We start from the raw sequence: 17,450 nt of genomic DNA on the forward strand, positions 1-17,450 counted from the left end.
CACCCCTCGGACGACCGATGAGAACGGTCCCGGCCTTGTCACAACCGACCTTGTGCACCGAACGGCTTCACCTGGTCCCGCTGCCCGAGGAGCACCTTGAGCATCGGATCGCGCTCGACGCCGACCCCGGCCGCTTCCCGCCGAACACCGGCCTTCGTGGGGTCGAGTACGCCATCGCCGAGGAGCAGTGGCGCCGTCGGCACTGACGCGAGGGCGGCGGCGATGGAGCCCGTCGGTTCGACCCCCGCCGGGGCCGGTCGCTTCCCCGGGCCGCGGGAGTCGACACGGCCGGAGCCGACAGCCCGTTCGCCGCTGTGGCCATGTCGCGCACCGACGCCCACCGCCTCCGGACCGACGACGCCCCGGCTCCGGCTCAGCCCGGCTCTTCGGCCGTCGCGCCCCGGGTCCGCGCCACCTGACCGAGCGCGTCCTTGAAGGTGGCGTACGCCTCCTCGCCAAGGGACTCCGCGTGCCGTCCCTCGATCGCGCGCATGATGGCGGTGGCCGTCTCCATCTGGAGCAGACCGCGTTCGGTGGGGCGGACCAGCTTGGCTCGCCGGTCGGCGGGGTCGGGGACGCGTTCGACGTAGCCGAGGCGTTCCAGGTCGTCGACGAGCGTGCCGACGACCTGCTTGTGCTGCCCGGACAGCCGGGCCAGCTCACTGGCGCGGATCCCGTCGGGACGCAGATGGGCGAGGACGGCTCCCGAGCGCGGCAGGATGTCGTCGAAGCCCCGCTCGGCCAGCGTGGCGAACAGCTCGCGCTGTACGGAGAACAGGATCCGGGCGGTGAGCACCCCCAGGTCCGGCCCCGATTCCGGTTCCGGCTGCCGGTGGCCGGTCAACGCCCCCACCTTCCCTTCGTCTTCCGTCCCGCCTCCGCCGTTCCACCCCGGCGGCCCGACCGGCGAGTTTACCCGCCCGGCCGCCCGTGGCCCGCACCGCGCCAACTCCCCCTTGCAATACGGGTGATGCTCCCCTAGATTCAAAGTCGTCACTAAAACTGACTATCAAGGTCAGTGACTAAATCCTTCCGAGGAGAAGACATGAGCGCGCGCAGCAAGTACCTGGAGCCGGTCACCCGCGAGAACGCCGCCGTGATCCTGGTCGACCATCAGGTCGGCCTGCTCTCGGGCGTACGGGACATCCCGGTGGCCGAGCTGAAGCACAACGTGGCGGCGCTCGCACGGGCGGCGACCGCGCTCGGCATCCCGCTGGTGGTGACCACCACGGCGGCCGACAGCATGTGGGGACCCACCGCACCCGAACTGGTCGAGGCGCTTCCCGCCGGGCAGAAGATCATCGACCGCAGCTCGGTCAACGCCTGGCACGACGACCGGGTCCGCGAGGCCATCGAGGCCACCGGCCGCCGGAAGCTCATCTTCGCCGGGGTGTCCCTGGAGGTGTGCGCGGCGCTGCCCGCGTACGCCGCGACCGCGGCGGGCTACGACGCGTACGTGGCGGTGGACGCCTCCGGCACCTTCAGCCGTACCAAGCGGGAGGCCGGGCTTGCGCGTATGCAGCAGGCAGGCGTCATCCTCAGCGACTACGCGACCCTCGTCGTCGAGGCCCTCGGGGACAACACCGCCCCCGAGTCGGTCGCCGTCTACGCCGCCCTCGACATGCCGTTCGCCGTCCTGGTCGGCCAGATCTCGGCCGCCCACCGGTCCTGACGGCCACGGCGGACGGCCGGGGGCGACGCCCAAGGCTTCCCTCCTCGACGCCCCGTGGCCGGTGGCCCAGCGCCTGGCCGCACGGCCCGGCATCGGGCACTCGCCGCCGACGGAGCGGTACGACGAGCGGCCGAGGAGGGCGTACGGGCGGGCGCGGGGAGGCGGGACGCCACGTGTGCCACGCGTACGGCACCGTCGGCCCCGCGGGAGACCGTCTCGACGAGAGCGGACGGCATCCGGCCACCCGGCGGTCACGGCAGAAGGCGTGGCCCTCGGCGGGGAGTCCTGCCACGGCGCGGGAGGGAGGCGGCGGAAATCGCGTCGGCGGTCACCGCGCCGCCCGGAGCGTGGACAGGGTCCGCGGGAGCCACTCGGAGACGATCCGCAGGACCTCGGGGAGTTCGGTGACCGCGCAGTGCCCGGTCCCGGGCAGCAGATGGACCTCGGTGTCGCGGCGGCCTTCGAACACGAGGGTGTCCTCCTGCGGGACGTGGACGTCGTCGGCGCCGTTGACGACGAGCATCGGCGTCTGACCGTCCAGGTCCAGCAGGGGCCTCAGCGAGAACGCGGCCAGCGCGGCGAACAGATCGTCGCGGCTCGGCGGGCGGTCGTAGCCCAGGGCGTTGCCGACGATGCCGTCCATCCCGAACCGGGCGAGGCGCCCGTGAGAGAACGCCGCCTCGACGGGGCCACCGAGCACGACGGCCGCGTCGGCCTCTCCCGCCAGACCGGAGCGGGCGGAGTAGTGGCCTCCCATCGAGACACCCACGTGCACGACGATGCCGTCGCCCAGGGTCCGGGCGTGGCCGATCAGGCCACGGACGATCTCCGCGCCGTCCGGGGCCATCGGCACCCGCGAGTCACCGGTCCCGGGGATGTCGAAGGCGACGACCGGCAGACCGGTGTGCGAGCAGAGCGTCACCAGAAGACCGTGCAGATCCATCTTCCAGCTGTCGACACCGCCGCTGACCAGCAGCACCGGCTCCTTCCCCGTGGCGGCGGGCGGGGTGAAGACGTGCACCGGCACCCGCGTGGCACCGCCCCGGTAGGGCAGGTCGAGGACGTCCCGGCGAAAGGCCACCTCGAATCCGGGCGCCGCGAGCAGGTACTGCTCGGTCTGGCGGGCCAGCGCGGCCCGCTTGGCCTCGTCGGCCGGCGCCGGGAACCGCGCCCATCCGTAGGCGAGCGCCGAGAGGCCGTGCGCTCCGGCCGTGGCGTACCGCGCCGCGAGCGCCGACCACTCGTGCGCCCATCCGCCGGGCTCGTCCGCCCACATGTCCGTGATCGCGGCGCGCACCGCGTCCACGTCCGGGATCGGCAGACCGGCACCGGCCATCTGCGGGTACCGCTCCGCGAACAGCTCCTTCGCCTCCAGCGGCCACTGGTACGACATCACGCCTCCTCCGAGGATCATTAACGCAGTAATGCTGCGTTAACTCGGAAAGTAGCGCCCCTCATCGACTAACGCAAGTGTCCTGCGATAACCTGCGGGGGTGAGCGACGAGCAAGTCCGCCGGAGGACCGGCGGCCGGTCCGCGCGGGTCCGCCGGGCCGTCCTGGACGCGACCCTGCGGGCCGTGGCCGAGCACGGCCCCGACGCGGTCGGAATCCCCGAGATCGCCCGTCGGGCGGGCGTGCACGAGACCTCGGTCTACCGGCGATGGGGCACCCGTGAACACCTCGTCGTCGACGCGCTCCTGGCCTACAGCGAGGAACAGCTCCGCATCCCGGACACCGGGATCCTGCGCGAGGACCTCATCGCCTTCTCGGATTCGCTGGCCGCCTACCTGGACAGCCCCTTCGGCAAGGCCCTCGTCCGCTCCCTGGCCGCCGCAGCCGACGGCCAGGCCCTGGCCGAAAGCCGCGAGGAGTTCTGGAGGTCGCGGTTCGACCTGGCGCGGATCATGATCGACCGGGCCGTCACGCGCGGAGAGCTCCCCGGGGACACCGATCCCGCGTTCCTCCTCGAAACCCTCATCGCCCCCCTGCACTTCCGGGCCCTGCTCACCCGCCGGCCCGTCGACGACCGCCTCACCGCCCGGCTCGTCGACCTGCTTCTGGCCGACCCCACGCCCTGACGACCGCACCGGGCCGCACACCCGGCGGAGGAGTCGCGCCCGGAACGCCGGACCGTGATGGACCGGGACCCACGACACGCACCGGCCCGTCGTCGCGGAGACCGACGGTGAGGGCGAAGGCGAAGACCACCGGAGAGAGCCGGGCGAAGGCGATCGATCGCCGTCGCGGCCAGGCGCATTTTCCCCGGGATGCGGTCCGTTTACCGCCGGGATACCGTCTGGCTGTCCTGTCCCGCGGGGTGGCCACGACCCGTTCCTCGCCGCCCCAGGAGCGAAAGGCGACACCATGAAGGTGATTCCCTACCGCACGCTGACGACCGACCGACCGACCCGAGAAGCCCTGTAACCGGACTCCGTCCGGAAGGGGTCAGGGGCGTGGCCGACCGTCGGCCACGCCCCTGCGGCCGAGGAAGGAAGAACATGCCGCGCGTTGATGTGACGACGACCTTCGTCGGCTGGCTCTACCGCCCCTATTTCGATTTCGGCGACTGGGAGGCGGACGGGAATTCCGCCGTCGAGGGACTGGCGCTGGCGGTCCGGTCACTGGTCGAGGAAAGCGACGCGTACCCCCGGGTCCACGGAATCTCCCCGCCGTCGGTGCGCCGCGAGATCGTGCGGCACGCGATGACCCCGGAATACCTGCTCGACGAGCCCTCCGGACTCGCACCGGCCCTGCGCACGCCCGCTTGGCGGACGCTCTGCGAACAGCTCGACCGGTACGCCGGTCTCGACGGCCCGGCCCGGCTCCGGGTGCTGTGGGCACTGCACCGGGCGGGGCTGCACGCGTCGGTGCTCCGCCACGAGCCAGGGCCCGGAACCACGTCCGGCACCCGGCTGGACGACGACACCGCCGCCCTCGCCTTCATGCGGGGTCAGGCACTGTACGCCCAAGCCATCGACGGGGGCCCGACGAGCGCCGCCACGACGGAGCTGCGCACGGTGCGGGACCGGGCCAGACCGGGCTCCTGGGCCCATGTGGAAGCGACCTACCTGCTGTGCAGCGTCAGCGTGAAGATGCAGGACGACGTCCCGGGTTTCCCTCGCCACCTGGAGCGGCACGCCCGGTCCGTCGACGCCTCCGACGCGGTCGGCCACGAACGGAACAAGCTCCTCAGCCGCTACCACCGGATCGCGGCACTGGCACCCCAGCTGGTCGGCGATCACGCGGCCATGTCCCGGGAGATGGACCGGGCGGAGCACTTCTGCGCCCTCATGCGGCGGGACGACCCCGCGACCCGGGCGGAATGGGGCCTGCTGCGCTACGCCCTGCTGGAGAGCAGGACCAAGGAGATGCTCGTCCTGGGAGACTTCGAACGGGCTGAGCGGTACGCGCTGGGCCTCACGCGGCACATGCCCGCGGAACCGCGTGCGCTTCTCACGCTCGGTCAGGTGTACGTCGAGCGGGAGAAGATCCCCGAGGCGGTGAAGGCCTACCGGAAGGCCGCTCTCCTGGGTCCCCAGGTCACGCACCTGGCCCACTTCATGCTGGGCCAGTGCCTGGAGCATCTCGGCGACATGGACGCGGCCCGCCTCGCCTACATGCAGGCCGCCGTGTCCGACCCGCTGGGAACGTCCACCTTCCAGTTGCTGGACCGCGACGAGGTCGCCCGGAAGGAGAGCCCGCTGCGCCGCTGGATCGACCGGCGCACCGTGGCCCTGAGCCAGGAACGGGACACCGCCGGGGCGGTCCGCGAGTACCAGAAGTACGAAGGGAAGATGGGCGCCGCACGCTGAGGGCTGTCGTCGAAGTGGCACCGTCCGCCCGGCGGGCGGGGCAGACGATGTCCGGTGCGCGCGCTCGCGGGGCGCCGGAGCGGCGGCCTCCCGGCTTCACCCGGGGGGCGGGGCCGAGGGGCCGCCTCCGCCGGGCGGCGCAGCCGTCACCGGCAGGACGTGGGTGGTCCACGTCCCGCACCTCCGGAAGCCCATGCGGCCGTAGAAGCCGCCGGACGCCATCGGGTTCGTCGCGTCGACGTCCAGGACGGCCCGGTGGTAGCCGTCGGCCCTGGCCCGGACCAACGCGTGCGTGAAGACGGCGCGGTAGAGGCCCCGGCCGTGGAGTGCCGTCCGGGTCCCCGCGTTGGCGAGATAGAGCTCCCGGGAACTCCGCCCGTCCGTCGGCTCGGTGCACAGCAGGTAGCAGAGAATCTCCCGGTGGCGGTCCGAGAGGAGGAGGAACGAGGACGCGGGCCGGAAGTAGGCGCTCCCGGTGACGGAACGGCGCCACGTGCGTGGCGTCATGGGGACGCTGCCCCAGTTGCCGGTGAAGACCTCGTTGCGGAGCTCCAGCAGGGGCCCGTCGAAGGTGTCGTCGAAGGGCACGATCGTCGTGCCCTGCGGCGTCGTCGGCACGGGGACGGACCGGGGCCCGGAAGCCCCGAGCTCCAGCCTCATGCTCCAGTACGCGCGCTCGCGCCGGTAGCCCGTGGCGTCCAGTGCCTCGACGAGCCACGCCTGTCCGTGGCGGGTTCGCACGTGGAGTTCCAGCGGGGCGCCCGGGTACAGCTCGCCGTGACGGCGGAGCGCGAGGGTCCGGCACCGGTCGAGGAGCAGGCGGACCAGCGAGGGTGTCCGGTACGCGGGGCGCACGGCGAGGTCGAGGGTCATCCGGTGTGCGGGGCTGCCGTGTTCACGGGCCCGTACGGTCGCGTGGGCGGCGGGCGCGCCACCGCACCAGAGCGAGGTGCTTCCCGTTCCCAGGTCGATGCCCGGGGCGCTCAGGGCCTCGCGGACGTCGTCCGTGCCCAGGCCGGTCCCCCCGTCGGCCACCGCGCACTCGGACAGCATCTCCGCGAGCCGGGGCGCGTCGGTGAGGGCGAGCGGGCGCCACCGCGTCTCAGTCACGGCCGAGCACCGCCGTCCCGCGCTCCCCGGGGACGACGACCTGTCCGTCCGTGACCAGCATGAACCGTTCGAGTCCCGGCACGAGCACGTTGACGACGGCGAGGTCCGGCGTGACGTGGTGGTCGCGCCGGTACACCGACAGGCCCCGCCCCCTCAGGAGCGCGAGAAGCCGGTCGAGGTGACCCCGGGGCGTGTCCGGAGCCACCGTGTCGCGGTAGGGCGTGAGTTCGGCCAGCGACAGGGCGGCGGTGAAGTCCGACAGGTAGCAGGCGCGTAGTCGCGGGTACGGGCCGGTGTCGTCGCGCTGCTCGGGCAGCAGGTGCGCGTACCGCTCGCGCAGGCCCACCGTGCTGTGGAGCTGGACGAGTTCGGTCACGGCGCGCGTGATGGCGTACCGGCGCGACAGCGACGCCCCCCAGCCACAGATCCGGGCGGGCCGCCCCGGCGGGGCGGGCAGGTACGCCGTGTACGCGGGTACGCCGAGGTCGGTGGTCATCTCGATCAGGTCGGGGCGGCGGCCCGTGTGGGCACGTGCCGAGTCGAGGAGCGCGGCCACGTCCTCGGGCAGGGTCTCCGGGTCCACGACCCTCAGCCGGTCGGGCCGGTCGCGCAGGAACTGACCGACCAGCAGGAGGGAGAGCGCGTCCCGTTCGATCAGTTCGTTGATGGCGTGGACGGTGGCCTCCACCGGGTCGGCGCCCGCGGCCCAGCCGTTGTTGACCGAGTAGCGGCCGACCACCCGGTAGTCGTACGTGTCCCCGGCGTCCCGGCGGGCCCGCGCGCCCGCCGTCCGCAGGTACTCCGGCATGGAGAGGAAGAGAGGGACGTCCGTGTCCGGCTCGCCGGTCAGTGACCGGTACCGCAGACATCCGAGGGAGTCGTCCGGGCCTTCGCCCAGGAGTCGGACGGCCAGGTCCCGGGCCAGTGGACCACCGGCCAGGTCGTGGGCCCGGACCAGGTGGATGTCCGCCGGTTCCAGCCCGTCGGCACCGCAGAGATAGTGCTCCAGGGCCTCGAACAGAGCGCCCGTGCGGGCCTCGTCCCGGCTTCCCTTGCCCAGCCCGAGACCGGTGGGGATGTCCCGGCCGTCGCGGCGCAGGACGCACCGCCACGTACCGGGGCTGCCGTCGAGGACGGGCGCCAGGTCGACCTCGACCGAGAGGGCGGCGGCAGCGGACCGGGCGCGGGCGAGCGCCTCGGCCAGGGGGAGGGCCCGCTCTCCGGACTGGGGGAGACCGGTGTGGACGGTGGGGCTGGTCACGGAGGGATCCCGTCTGTCGGGCGGACGGGGCCCCGGCGGGTCGACTCCCGCCGGGGCCCCTCCACGAAGTCCGGCGGCCGTGGTGCCCGTCAGCTCTCGTCGGGCGACGCGGCCGCGTTGCCCTGGCCCTTGTCCGCGAGATCGGCGAGGGCCTGCTGCTCGGCGGGCGACAGCACTACCTCGTCCGGGTGGAACTTGTCGCGATCCTGGAATCCGCCCATGAGTACAACCTCCTGAGACCGGGAATCGGCCGCGTGGTCCGCGGGCCGTGGCACGGAGGGCCGGGCCCGTCACCGGGTGGCCTCCCGCCTCCATCGTCACGGACGGCCGAGGCCCTGGTGAATGCTTGTCCGTCCGGACGACTTGCGTCAGAGTCCGCACATGGCCGCACCGCTGTCCGCCCGCTTCCCCGGCTCCGCAGGCTGGGCGGACCCCCTCGCCAGGACGCTCGGACTCATCGACGCGCGGTGCGCCCTGTCCTGCGGAATCACCGCCGCCGGGCAGTGGGCCCTCGCCTTTCCGGCCCCCGGCAGGCTCAAGGTGCAGGCCGTGCTGAAGGGCCTGGTGTGGCTCGTGATAGACGGCATCGAGCACCCCGTCCGGCTGGCCGCCGGTGACGTGGCCGTCTTCTCCGGGGTGCGCGGGTACACCTTGGCGAGCGATCCGACCGTGCCGCCGGTCGACGTGTTGCCCTTGGTGCGGACGGCCGCGGGGGGCTTCCTGCACGCCGGGGCCGAGGGGCAGGACGTCGTCGCCGTCGGCGGCCACATCGACCTCAACGACGTCGGCAGGGAACTGCTGCTGAGCGCGTTCCCGCCGCTGATGCGCGTGGACGCGGCCACCGCCGAAGCGCCTGCGGCCTGCTGGCTCATGGAGCAGACGCTGCGCGAGATGCGGTCGGACGCCCCCGGAGCGGCCGTCGCCGCGGAACACCTCGCGCGGCTCCTCTTCGTCCAGGTGCTGCGCGCCTTCCTGAACGACAGCAGCACCCACGCAGGCGCCCGGCCGCCGGACCGGCTACGGGCCCTGGCCGACGAACGCGTGGCCCCCGCCCTCTTCCTGATGCACGGGAATCCGGCCCACCCGTGGACCCTCGCCGAGCTCGCCCGCGCGGCGGCCATGTCCCGTACCAGCTTCGCCCAGCGGTTCAAGAAGGTCGTCGGTCTGCCGCCCCTGGCCTACCTGTACGCCTGGCGTATGCGGTTGGCGCAGCACATCCTGCGGTCGAAGGACACACCCGTCGCGGCCGTCGCCTCGTCCTTGGGCTACGGCTCCGAGAGCGCCTTCAGCAACGCCTTCAAACGTACGACCGGCCTCGCCCCCCACCGGTACCGGGAGGCGGCCCGGGATCCCCGGACGGCTGAACCACCGTGGGTGGGCAGGGCGGAGCCGGGTGCGGCCCGGCAGGACGCCAGGGGGCGTCAGGAGTGGCGATGACCGTGGCGGCGGCGGGCTGCGGAGCCGTGGGACGCGGGCGAGGCCCCCACGGGCACGATGACTCCGAGGAACGCGACGGCCCGCCCGTGGAACCCCGTCGGGTCGGCCGCGGGTCCACGTGCGACTCGGCCGGGAGACGCGCCCTTGCCCGGACACGCTGCCGGGATCAGCCGCCGTCGGCCATGCTGTCCACGTCCAGGGGCAGAGGAGCGACACGGACACCGCTACGCGATGCCGAGTACGGCGACCTCAACGCCTGCGTCCGGCTCAGCGCGGAGCGCGCACCCAGGACCCCGCCGAGCCCGATCGTCCGCGCCCACTGACGCGGGTCAGGGCGGGCCGGTCCCCGACTGGCCCCCAAGAACGATCAAGGGGCCGTATCAGATCTCTCTGATACGGCCCCTTGAACTCCGACTTCGAAAAGTCGGGACGACAGGATTTGAACCTGCGACCCCTTGACCCCCAGTCAAGTGCGCTACCAAGCTGCGCCACGTCCCGATGCCTGCCTCCGGGGTGTTGCTCCCTCGTCGGCGTGCAGGGAAAACATTACCTCACTCCGGCGGGTGCGATGACGCACGGGCTGTCACGGGGTCCCGGTGGGCGGGGGTGGCGGGGTCCTGGCGGCGGGCCGTTCGGGTCCGCGCGGGACAATGGGCGGGTGAACCCGACAGCGAGTGGCCGTGGCAGGGACCGTGACGAGGCGGGGCGGGCGCGGAACGCGCGGCCCCGTGACGGTCTCGGGCGGCCCCTTCCCCATGGCGCCGAGGGCGTGGCCCGGCAGCCCGAGGGCGTGGTGCGCGAGCCCGCCGAGACCCTGCGGGAGGCGCAGCGGCTGCTCGACGCCGGGATGCCGTTCCACGCGCACGAGGTCTTCGAGGACGCCTGGAAGTCGGGGCCCGGGGCGGAGCGGGACCTGTGGCAGGGGCTCGCCCAGCTCGCCGTCGGCCTGACCCACGCCGCCCGGGGCAACGGTCCCGGCGGCGCCCGTCTGCTGCGCCGTGGCGCCGACCGCCTCGCGGGCGGTCCGGGGCGCGCGGCGGCGGAGCCGTACGGGATCGACGTCGACGGTCTCGTCGACTGGGCCCGCGCCCTGGCCGCCCGTACGGACGGTGGTGGACTCGCGGCTCCCGCTCCCGTGGACGGCGGTCGGCTCGCGCCTCCCCTCCGCACCGGCGGTGGAGCGTCGGCCCCCGACGACCGTGACGGCCGTCAGGGCGCTCCCGTCGATCCCGCCGCCGTCTCCCCCCGGCTCCTCCGGCCGCTCGCCTGAGCTATGCGTCCGGTCTCTCCAGGGCTTCGCGCAGGACCGTGGTGTGGCTGGTCGACGGGTCCTTGGTCGCGGTCAGGAGGGTGATCGGGCCCTGGGCCGCCAGCGTTCTCAGGCGGCCCAGGGCCGTGGCCGCGCCGGGGGCGGTGAGCTCGGCCCCGTAGCGGTGGCGGAACTCCTCGTACGTGCCGTCCGGGCCGTGGTACCAGCGGCGGAGTTCGGTGGAGGGGGTGAGCGCCTTGGGCCATTCGTCGATGCGGGCGTCGGTCTTGGCGAGGCCGCGCGGCCAGAGGCGGTCGACGAGGACCCGTACGCCGTCGTCGGGCGAGGGGGTCTCGTAGACGCGGCGGACGCGGACGTCGGGGCTGTGTGGGGGCATGGCCCCAGGGTGCGGGACCGTGCCGGGTCTCAGCGCTCGGCGCGCAGCGCCGGAAGGAGGACGGCGTCGACGAAGGTCCGCATGGTGGAGGCGTCCGTGAAGCGCTCCTCGAAGATCCGCTCGATGCGGAGCATTCCCATGAAGCAGGGGGCGACGAACTCGACGGCAGGGTTGTCGGCGGCGACCTCGCCGCGCGCGACGGCGCGGGCCACGATCGCGTCGATGGCGGCGACCTCGGGGGCGATGACGGTCTCGCGGAGCGCGGCGCGCAGGTCGGGGTGCTGGATGAAGGCCTGGGCGACGGCTTCCATCAGTTCGGCGTCGCGTTCGCGGTGGGAGGCGGCGATGCGGCCGGCCTCGCGGAGGTCTCCGGCGAGGGTGCCGGTGTCGATCCCGGCGAAGACGGTGCAGCGGCGCTGGGCGAGCGCGGCGGTGACGAGCTTGGGCTTGGTGCCCCACTGCCGGTAGAGGGTGGCCTTGCCGCACTTGGTGCGGGCGGCGACGCCCTCCATGGTCACGGAGTCGTATCCGCCCTCGCGCAGGAGGCGCAGGACGGCGTCGTAGAGCTCGGTCTCGCGCTCCGGCGTGATCTTGCTGCGGCGGGCTGCGGCGGTAGCGGCCTCTGTGGACATCGATCCCTCTCCCGGACACCTCTGTCTGCACATACGAGAGTAGGGGGTGCACAATCGAGACGCAAACGTATCGAGACGCTTGCGTCTCGATGAATTCGGATCTAGGCTCACTCCGTTTGTTGGCGATTTGACGGATTAGAGGGCCGCACGATGGCTGGCGGGATACGCGGGATACGAGGCACACGTCCTGCGGGACCGGGGAGGAAGTCCTCCCCCGGCCCCGGCGACGGGACCGCCCGGCCGCCGCTCGTGCGCGAGCTGCTGCTCGTCACCGCGCTCTTCCTCGTCTACAAGTTCGGCCGGTTCTTCGCCAACGGCCACGAGGCCCGCGCCTTCCGGAACGCCGACCGCGTCTGGGACGCCGAACGCGCCCTCCACCTCCCGGGCGAGGGAGCCGTACAGCAGCTCCTCCTGCACGGCGAGACCCTGATACGGGCGGCGAACACGTACTACGCGGCCGTGCACTTCCCGGCCACCATCGCCTTCCTCTGCTGGCTCTACCTGCGCCGCCCCGCCCACTACGTGTGGTCCCGCCGGGTGCTCGCGCTGCTCACCGGCGCCGCCCTCGCCCTGCATCTGCTGATTCCGCTCGCGCCGCCCCGGATGCTGGCGGCGGGCGGCCTCGTCGACACCGCCCGCGTCTACGGGCCCTCCGTCTACGCGGCGACCCCGGAGACCGACTCCATGGCGAACCAGTTCGCCGCCATGCCCTCGCTGCACTTCGGCTGGGCCCTGATGGTCGCGATCGGTCTCGTCGCCGCCACCCGGTCACGGTGGCGCTTCCTCTGGCTGCTGCACCCGCTGCTCACCCTGATCGTCATCGTCGGCACCGCCAACCACTACTGGTTCGACGCGCTCGCCGCCGCCGCGCTCCTCGGCCTCGCCCTGCTCGCCGTCCGCGCGCCCGGCCGCCGTACGGCTCCGCCGCCGGTGCCCCGCACCCTCGGCACGACCCCCCTCCCCGCCGGAGTCCTCCGATGAGCCCCGGCTCGGGCACCGTCCTCGCGGTGCTGCTCTCGCTCGTCTCCGCCGCCGGTTACGCGCTCGCCGCCGTCGCCCAGTCCCGGCTGGCCGCCGCCTCCCCCGCCCGGGACGGAAGCGGCGCCCTGCGCGCGCTGCTCGCCCGGCGCCAGTGGTGGGCGGCCGTCGGACTCAACGCCGCCGGGGCCCTCGCCCACGTCGTGGCCCTGCACTACGGGCCGCTGACCCTGGTCCAGCCGCTCGGCGCGCTGACCCTGGTGGCGGCGCTGCCGCTCGGGGCGTACGCGGCGCGGCGCCGGGTCACCCGCACCGAGTGGCGCGGCGCCCTGTGCACCCTGGCCGGTCTCGTCGGGCTCGTCGCGGTGACGGGTCCGGCCGCACCCGGCGAGGCCCTCACCCTCTCCGAGTCCCTCGCCGTCGCGGCGGCGACGGCGCTGCTCATCGCCGTACTGTCCACCGGCCGGGCGCCGGGAAGGACCCGTCGCGGGCTCGGCCACGCGACGGCCTCCGGGCTCGCCTCCGGCGTCGCCTCGGCGCTGACCCAGACCCTGACGGCCGCACTCGCCCTCGAACTGCCCGGCCGTGAACCGACCTGGTGGCAGACCGCGCTGCTCGCGCTCCTCATCTCCGGCTTCGCGACGGGCGGGCTGCTGCTCTCCCAGGCCGCCTACCGGGGCGGTCTCGCGGCGCCACTGGCCGTGGTCAACCTCTCCAACCCGGCCTCCGCGGCGGTGATCGGCGTCGCCCTCCTCGGCGAGACGTTCCGGGCGGGCGCCTGGGGCTGGGCGGCCGCGGCCGCCGCGGCCCTGGTCGCCGCGCGCGGGGTGGTCCTCCTGACGAAGGGCGCGCCGGACCCGGCCGCGTCGGCCGGGGGCTCCCGGCCGGTCCCGGCACCGCGCGCGACGGCCGCCGGCGCCCCGGCCCCCGGCGGAACCGACCGGGGCTTCCCCGGGCCGGTCGCCCCCTCGCTCGCACTGCCGGACGTGGAGGCCTCGCCCGCGCCGGTCGCGGGCTGAGACGGCGAGGACGGTCGCGGACCCGGGAAGAGCGGACCCGGGAAGAGCGGGCCCAGGAACAGCCGACCCGGGAAGAAGGCCGGTCGCCAGCCGGGGGAGAAGAGGGCATCGGGGGAGGACCCGGGCAGGGGCGGCGCCCGGCGGGAACGATCCGGAATCCCGAATTCGTCACCTTGACGACAATCAACGGAACCTTCTATCGTCATCATGACGACAAGGGGGTTTCCTCATGGCAGACATCACCCGGCGGGCGGGCTGGCGCCATCTGCGTTCCGCACCCACCTCGCACATCCGCCACCAGCGCCGCGGGCGGCTCGTGCACGAGGGCGAGGGGCTGAGCTTCTGGTTCCGCCCGCTGACCGCCGCCCTCTCCGAGGTCCCGGTGGACGACCGCGAACTGGCCATGGCCTTCCACGCCAGGACCGCCGACTTCCAGGACGTCAGCGTCCAGGCCACCGTCACCTACCGGATCGGCGACCCGGCGGCCGCGGCCGCCCGGCTCGACTTCTCCGTGGACCCCGGCACCGGCGCCTGGCGCGGCACCCCGCTGGAGCAGATCGCCACCCTCCTCACCGGGACCGCCCAGCAGCACGCGCTCGACGTGCTCGCCCGCACCGCGCTCGCCGAGGCGCTCGTGGACGGCGTCGCCGCGGTCCGCGACCGTGTCGCCGCCGGGCTCGCGGCCGAGCCCCGGCTGCCCGCCACCGGCATCGAGATCGTCTCCGTACGGGTGGTGGCGCTCCGTCCCGAGCCCGAGGTGGAGCGCGCCCTGCGCACCCCGGCCCGCGAGCAGATCCAGCAGGAGGCCGACCGGGCCACCTACGAGCGGCGCGCGGTGGCCGTCGAACGCGAACGCGCCATCGCCGAGAACGAGCTGGCCAACAAGATCGAGCTGGCCCGGCAGGAGGAACGGCTGGTCGAGCAGCGCGGCACCAACGCCCGCCGCGAGGCCGAGGAGAACGCCGCCGCCGACGCCGTACGAGCCGAGGCCGAGGCCGTACGGAAGGTCCGCCTCGCCCGTGCCAAGGCGGAGGCCGCCCGGGAGGTCGGCGCGGCACGGGCCGCCGCGCGGTCCGCGTGGCTCGCGGCGCACACGGAGGTGCCGCCCGCGACCCTGCACGCGCTCGCGGTGGGCCGCGCGGCCGAGAACCTGCCCCGGATCGAGCACCTGACGCTCTCCCCCGACGTGCTGACCGGACTGCTCGCCCGACTGGGCGAGGGCGGAGCCGGGGCCGGGTCGTGAGCCTGGCGCCGCGCGCGGTGCTCGTGCACCGGACCACGGAGTACGAGGAGCTGCTCGCCCGGCACGGGACGCACGGGCAGGCTGCGTTCTTCCTCTCCGCGCGCGGCCGCTCGGTGGACGCCGTGCGCGAGCGGCACGAGCGGGCCCGCCGGGCGCTGGTCGAGGTGGCGGGCGCGGTTCCGTTGTCCTGGCGGCGGACCCGGGTGGAGCGGGCCGACCTGGACCGGTTCCCGTTCGGGCCCGAGGACGTGGTCGTCGTGGTCGGGCAGGACGGGCTGGTCGCCAACACGGCGAAGTACCTGACGGGTCAGCCCGTCGTCGGGATCGACGCCGACCCGGGACGGAATCCGGGCGTCCTGGTCCGGCACCGCGCCGACCGGGCCCGGCGGCTCCTTCCGCACGCGGTGACGGCGGGGGCGGCGGTGGACGAGCTGACCATGGTCGAGGCCGTCACCGACGACGCCCAGCGGCTCCTGGCCCTCAACGAGATCTACGTCGGACCGCGCGGCCATCAGACGGCCCGCTACACACTGGACGAGGACGCGCCCGGGGTCCCGCCCGAGCCGCAGGCCTCGTCGGGGGTGCTCGTGGGCACCGGGACGGGCGCGACCGGGTGGCTGCGGTCGCTGTGGGAACAGCGTTCCAGCGCGCTCGCGCTGCCCGCTCCCGCCGACGCCCGGCTCGCCTGGTTCGTACGGGAGGCCTGGCCGTCCCCGGCCACCGGGACCAGCAGGGTGGAGGGGCTGCTCGACCGGGGCCGGGGGCTGCGGCTCACCGTCGAGTCGGACCGGCTGGTGGTCTTCGGCGACGGTGTCGAGTCGGACGCCCTGGAACTGACGTGGGGCCAGACGATCCGGCTCGGGGTCGCGGGAACACGGCTGCGGCTCGTGGCCTGAGCGGCCCCTCGTACGGGTGCCGGGCGACGGGCGACGGGCGACGGCCGGGCCTCGCGGGCCGGGCGACGCCCTCCCGGGGCACCCTCGCGGGGCACCCTCCCGGGGGTCCGTACGGCGCGGCCGGAATCATTCGGCCGGGGGCGGGACCGGGGCCGTACGGCGTTATGCTCGGCGCGCTTTGTCCGGGTTTCCAGCGACCGGACGTCCGCCGCCCGCTCCCCGGCTGTCGAAGGAATCCCCCATGGTCTCCGTCTCCTCCGGCTCGTTGTCCGTCTCGCCCGCCACGGTCACGGACTGGGAACTCGTCCGTTCCTGGGCCGCCGAGGAGGGGTGGAACCCCGGGCTGGCCGACGCCGGGGCGTTCTTCACGCAGGACCCCGGGGGCTTCTTCCTCGGCCGGGTCGACGGGGAGCCGGTCTCGGCGATCTCGGTCGTCACCTACGACGACGCGTACGCGTTCCTCGGCTTCTACCTCGTCCGGCCCGAACTGCGCGGCCACGGGCACGGTCTCGCCACCTGGCGGGCCGCGCTGGCGCACGCGGGCGGGCGGGCGATCGGGCTCGACGGGGTGCCCGCGCAGCAGGACAACTACCGGCGCTCGGGCTTCGCCACCGCGTACCGGACGGCGCGTTACGTGGGTGAGGTCCCGGCGCCCGACGCTCCCGTGACCGGGGTCGTGCCCGCCGACCGGATCGATCCGGCCGTCCTCGCCGCGTACGACGCCGCCTGTCACCACGCCGACCGGCCGCGGTTCCTCGCCGCCTGGGTGACGACGCCCGGACACCGCGCGCTGGTGCGGGTGGCCGACGGGCGGCCGGTCGGGTACGGGGTGGTCCGCCCCGCGCGGGACGAGGCGCGGATCGGGCCGCTCTTCGCGGACACCCCGGCCGACGCGGGAGCGCTGCTCGACGCGCTCGCCGCCGAGGCGCGGGACTTCGGCTCGGACCGGATCGCGGTGGACATGCCGGAGTCGAACCCGGCGGCGGCCCGGCTGGCCGAGGAGCGGGGGCTGCGGCCGACGTTCGAGACGGCCCGGATGTACACGGGCCCGGTGCGTCCGGTGGCGCGCGAGCGGATCTTCGGGGTCACGACCCTCGAACTGGGCTGACCTGGAGGGCGGTCCGAGCGGCCCGGTCCGGACAAGGCGCTCCGACCCGGGCGCTCCGACCCGCGTGATCCGAGCGGCCCGGGGCCGGGCCGGAGTGGACGGGCCGGGCCGGAGCGAGCGGGGACGGGGCCGGACCGAAGCGGGAGCGGACCGGGCGGGACCGAGCCGGGCCCGACGGAATCGCGGGAGGGCCGGGCCGGGCGGGACCGAAGCGAGCCGGGCCGAGCGGGACCGGACCGGGCGGGTACGGGCTCGGCCTGACCGAACGCGGCTGGGACCGGGCAGGCACGTGCCGAGCCTGCCGGGACCGGGTGGAGCTGCGCTGGGAGGGTGCGGGCCGAGGCCGACTGGACCGGGCCGGACCGAAGCGAGCCGATGCGAGCGGATACGAGCCGAGCCCGACGGGACCGGGCAGGGCCGGACCTCACGCGGCCGAGCCGGGCCGACCCGGCCCGATGCGCACCCACCCCGCCCCCGGCCGGGGTCCCTTCGGGCCGGGTCGGCCCGGCAGGCCCGCCAACTGGGCCGATCGCGGGCGGTCTTCCACCGGGAAGGGGGGGGGGGGGGGGGGCCGGCCCCCCCCCCCCCCCCCCCCCCCCCCCCCCCCCCCCCCCCCACCCCCCCCCCCCCCCCCCG

At 74.4% G+C, this 17,450-nt stretch carries 18 protein-coding genes and 1 tRNA gene; 11 read left to right on the forward strand and 8 right to left on the reverse strand.

Going from position 1 to position 17,450, the window contains the following annotated elements:
* The first annotated feature begins 35 nt into the window (after nucleotides 1-35).
* On the forward strand, nucleotides 36-206 hold the full coding sequence (locus tag ACIO92_RS02150; protein ID WP_402280404.1) for a hypothetical protein: 171 nt from the start codon (nucleotides 36-38) through the stop codon (nucleotides 204-206).
* A gap of 167 nt (nucleotides 207-373) precedes the next feature.
* Here the strand turns inward: ACIO92_RS02150 and ACIO92_RS02155 are convergent, their stop codons facing one another.
* Nucleotides 374-844: a MarR family winged helix-turn-helix transcriptional regulator gene (locus ACIO92_RS02155; RefSeq protein WP_401236311.1), complete on the reverse strand. Its 471-nt coding sequence runs from the start codon at nucleotides 842-844 to the stop codon at nucleotides 374-376.
* 201 nt (nucleotides 845-1,045) lie between these two features.
* Between ACIO92_RS02155 and ACIO92_RS02160 the strand changes: the two genes are divergently transcribed.
* The gene (locus ACIO92_RS02160) at nucleotides 1,046-1,672 is read left to right on the forward strand and encodes an isochorismatase family protein (RefSeq protein ID WP_402280401.1); all 627 of its coding nucleotides are present in this window, start codon (nucleotides 1,046-1,048) and stop codon (nucleotides 1,670-1,672) included.
* 328 nt (nucleotides 1,673-2,000) lie between these two features.
* Here the strand turns inward: ACIO92_RS02160 and ACIO92_RS02165 are convergent, their stop codons facing one another.
* Complete coding sequence (locus ACIO92_RS02165) at nucleotides 2,001-3,065, reverse strand: alpha/beta fold hydrolase (RefSeq protein ID WP_366444299.1); 1,065 nt, start codon at nucleotides 3,063-3,065, stop codon at nucleotides 2,001-2,003.
* A gap of 100 nt (nucleotides 3,066-3,165) precedes the next feature.
* On the opposite strand from ACIO92_RS02165, the gene ACIO92_RS02170 reads away from it, so the two are divergent.
* Together ACIO92_RS02170 and ACIO92_RS02175 are read left to right on the forward strand one after the other, a co-directional pair.
* The gene (locus ACIO92_RS02170) at nucleotides 3,166-3,750 is read left to right on the forward strand and encodes a TetR/AcrR family transcriptional regulator (protein ID WP_366444298.1); all 585 of its coding nucleotides are present in this window, start codon (nucleotides 3,166-3,168) and stop codon (nucleotides 3,748-3,750) included.
* A gap of 420 nt (nucleotides 3,751-4,170) precedes the next feature.
* On the forward strand, nucleotides 4,171-5,484 hold the full coding sequence (locus ACIO92_RS02175) for a tetratricopeptide repeat protein (RefSeq protein ID WP_366444297.1): 1,314 nt from the start codon (nucleotides 4,171-4,173) through the stop codon (nucleotides 5,482-5,484).
* A gap of 96 nt (nucleotides 5,485-5,580) precedes the next feature.
* On the opposite strand, the gene ACIO92_RS02180 is transcribed toward ACIO92_RS02175, so the two are convergent.
* From ACIO92_RS02180 to ACIO92_RS02190, 3 genes are all read right to left on the reverse strand, one after another.
* The gene (locus tag ACIO92_RS02180; protein WP_402280399.1) at nucleotides 5,581-6,594 is read right to left on the reverse strand and encodes a GNAT family N-acetyltransferase; all 1,014 of its coding nucleotides are present in this window, start codon (nucleotides 6,592-6,594) and stop codon (nucleotides 5,581-5,583) included.
* Nucleotides 6,587-7,855 (reverse strand): YcaO-like family protein, encoded by a 1,269-nt coding sequence (locus ACIO92_RS02185; RefSeq protein ID WP_366444295.1) that lies wholly within the window; start codon nucleotides 7,853-7,855, stop codon nucleotides 6,587-6,589. The genes ACIO92_RS02180 and ACIO92_RS02185 overlap by 8 nt, the downstream gene beginning before the upstream one ends.
* 89 nt (nucleotides 7,856-7,944) lie before the next feature.
* The gene (locus ACIO92_RS02190; protein ID WP_366444294.1) at nucleotides 7,945-8,076 is read right to left on the reverse strand and encodes a hypothetical protein; all 132 of its coding nucleotides are present in this window, start codon (nucleotides 8,074-8,076) and stop codon (nucleotides 7,945-7,947) included.
* Between the two features lie 160 nt (nucleotides 8,077-8,236).
* On the opposite strand from ACIO92_RS02190, the gene ACIO92_RS02195 reads away from it, so the two are divergent.
* Nucleotides 8,237-9,292 carry an AraC family transcriptional regulator gene (locus ACIO92_RS02195; protein ID WP_402280397.1) on the forward strand — a complete coding sequence of 352 codons (1,056 nt, stop codon included), beginning with the start codon at nucleotides 8,237-8,239 and terminating at the stop codon, nucleotides 9,290-9,292.
* Nucleotides 9,293-9,716: 424 nt separating this feature from the next.
* On the opposite strand, the gene ACIO92_RS02200 is transcribed toward ACIO92_RS02195, so the two are convergent.
* Nucleotides 9,717-9,790 (reverse strand) — tRNA-Pro (locus tag ACIO92_RS02200).
* A gap of 160 nt (nucleotides 9,791-9,950) precedes the next feature.
* Between ACIO92_RS02200 and ACIO92_RS02205 the strand changes: the two genes are divergently transcribed.
* The gene (locus ACIO92_RS02205) at nucleotides 9,951-10,562 is read left to right on the forward strand and encodes a DUF309 domain-containing protein (protein ID WP_366444292.1); all 612 of its coding nucleotides are present in this window, start codon (nucleotides 9,951-9,953) and stop codon (nucleotides 10,560-10,562) included.
* A 1-nt stretch (nucleotide 10,563) separates the two neighbouring features.
* On the opposite strand, the gene ACIO92_RS02210 is transcribed toward ACIO92_RS02205, so the two are convergent.
* Together ACIO92_RS02210 and ACIO92_RS02215 are read right to left on the reverse strand one after the other, a co-directional pair.
* Nucleotides 10,564-10,938: a DUF488 family protein gene (locus ACIO92_RS02210; protein ID WP_366444291.1), complete on the reverse strand. Its 375-nt coding sequence runs from the start codon at nucleotides 10,936-10,938 to the stop codon at nucleotides 10,564-10,566.
* A 29-nt stretch (nucleotides 10,939-10,967) separates the two neighbouring features.
* Nucleotides 10,968-11,570, reverse strand: coding sequence for a TetR/AcrR family transcriptional regulator (locus ACIO92_RS02215; protein ID WP_366444290.1), 603 nt, complete (start codon nucleotides 11,568-11,570; stop codon nucleotides 10,968-10,970).
* Between the two features lie 150 nt (nucleotides 11,571-11,720).
* Between ACIO92_RS02215 and ACIO92_RS02220 the strand changes: the two genes are divergently transcribed.
* From ACIO92_RS02220 to ACIO92_RS02240, 5 genes are all read left to right on the forward strand, one after another.
* Nucleotides 11,721-12,551: a phosphatase PAP2 family protein gene (locus tag ACIO92_RS02220; RefSeq protein WP_366444289.1), complete on the forward strand. Its 831-nt coding sequence runs from the start codon at nucleotides 11,721-11,723 to the stop codon at nucleotides 12,549-12,551.
* A complete protein-coding gene (locus tag ACIO92_RS02225) occupies nucleotides 12,548-13,567 on the forward strand; it encodes a DMT family transporter (RefSeq protein WP_401236325.1) in 1,020 nt (339 codons plus the stop codon). Before ACIO92_RS02220 ends, ACIO92_RS02225 begins: the two co-directional genes overlap by 4 nt.
* Nucleotides 13,568-13,796: 229 nt before the next feature.
* Nucleotides 13,797-14,810 (forward strand): SPFH domain-containing protein, encoded by a 1,014-nt coding sequence (locus tag ACIO92_RS02230; protein ID WP_401236327.1) that lies wholly within the window; start codon nucleotides 13,797-13,799, stop codon nucleotides 14,808-14,810.
* Nucleotides 14,807-15,706 carry a hypothetical protein gene (locus ACIO92_RS02235; RefSeq protein WP_402280393.1) on the forward strand — a complete coding sequence of 300 codons (900 nt, stop codon included), beginning with the start codon at nucleotides 14,807-14,809 and terminating at the stop codon, nucleotides 15,704-15,706. Before ACIO92_RS02230 ends, ACIO92_RS02235 begins: the two co-directional genes overlap by 4 nt.
* 241 nt (nucleotides 15,707-15,947) lie before the next feature.
* Nucleotides 15,948-16,814 carry a GNAT family N-acetyltransferase gene (locus tag ACIO92_RS02240; protein ID WP_366444285.1) on the forward strand — a complete coding sequence of 289 codons (867 nt, stop codon included), beginning with the start codon at nucleotides 15,948-15,950 and terminating at the stop codon, nucleotides 16,812-16,814.
* Nucleotides 16,815-17,450: the final 636 nt, after the last annotated feature.

The organism is Streptomyces sp. NPDC087215 (assembly GCF_044744885.1).
GTDB lineage: Bacteria > Actinomycetota > Actinomycetes > Streptomycetales > Streptomycetaceae > Streptomyces.

Excerpts from the sequence above, each read along its gene's own strand:
- ACIO92_RS02160 (WP_402280401.1), top strand. The coding sequence starts at position 1,046 with ATGAGCGCGCGCAGCAAGTACCTGGAGCCGGTCACCCGCGAGAACGCC.
- ACIO92_RS02165 (WP_366444299.1), bottom strand. The coding sequence starts at position 3,065 with ATGTCGTACCAGTGGCCGCTGGAGGCGAAGGAGCTGTTCGCGGAGCGG.
- ACIO92_RS02175 (WP_366444297.1), top strand. The coding sequence starts at position 4,171 with ATGCCGCGCGTTGATGTGACGACGACCTTCGTCGGCTGGCTCTACCGC.
- ACIO92_RS02190 (WP_366444294.1), bottom strand. The coding sequence starts at position 8,076 with ATGGGCGGATTCCAGGATCGCGACAAGTTCCACCCGGACGAGGTAGTG.
- ACIO92_RS02195 (WP_402280397.1), top strand. The coding sequence starts at position 8,237 with ATGGCCGCACCGCTGTCCGCCCGCTTCCCCGGCTCCGCAGGCTGGGCG.
- ACIO92_RS02210 (WP_366444291.1), bottom strand. The coding sequence starts at position 10,938 with ATGCCCCCACACAGCCCCGACGTCCGCGTCCGCCGCGTCTACGAGACC.
- ACIO92_RS02215 (WP_366444290.1), bottom strand. The coding sequence starts at position 11,570 with ATGTCCACAGAGGCCGCTACCGCCGCAGCCCGCCGCAGCAAGATCACG.
- ACIO92_RS02220 (WP_366444289.1), top strand. The coding sequence starts at position 11,721 with ATGGCTGGCGGGATACGCGGGATACGAGGCACACGTCCTGCGGGACCG.
- ACIO92_RS02225 (WP_401236325.1), top strand. The coding sequence starts at position 12,548 with ATGAGCCCCGGCTCGGGCACCGTCCTCGCGGTGCTGCTCTCGCTCGTC.
- ACIO92_RS02230 (WP_401236327.1), top strand. The coding sequence starts at position 13,797 with ATGGCAGACATCACCCGGCGGGCGGGCTGGCGCCATCTGCGTTCCGCA.
- ACIO92_RS02240 (WP_366444285.1), top strand. The coding sequence starts at position 15,948 with ATGGTCTCCGTCTCCTCCGGCTCGTTGTCCGTCTCGCCCGCCACGGTC.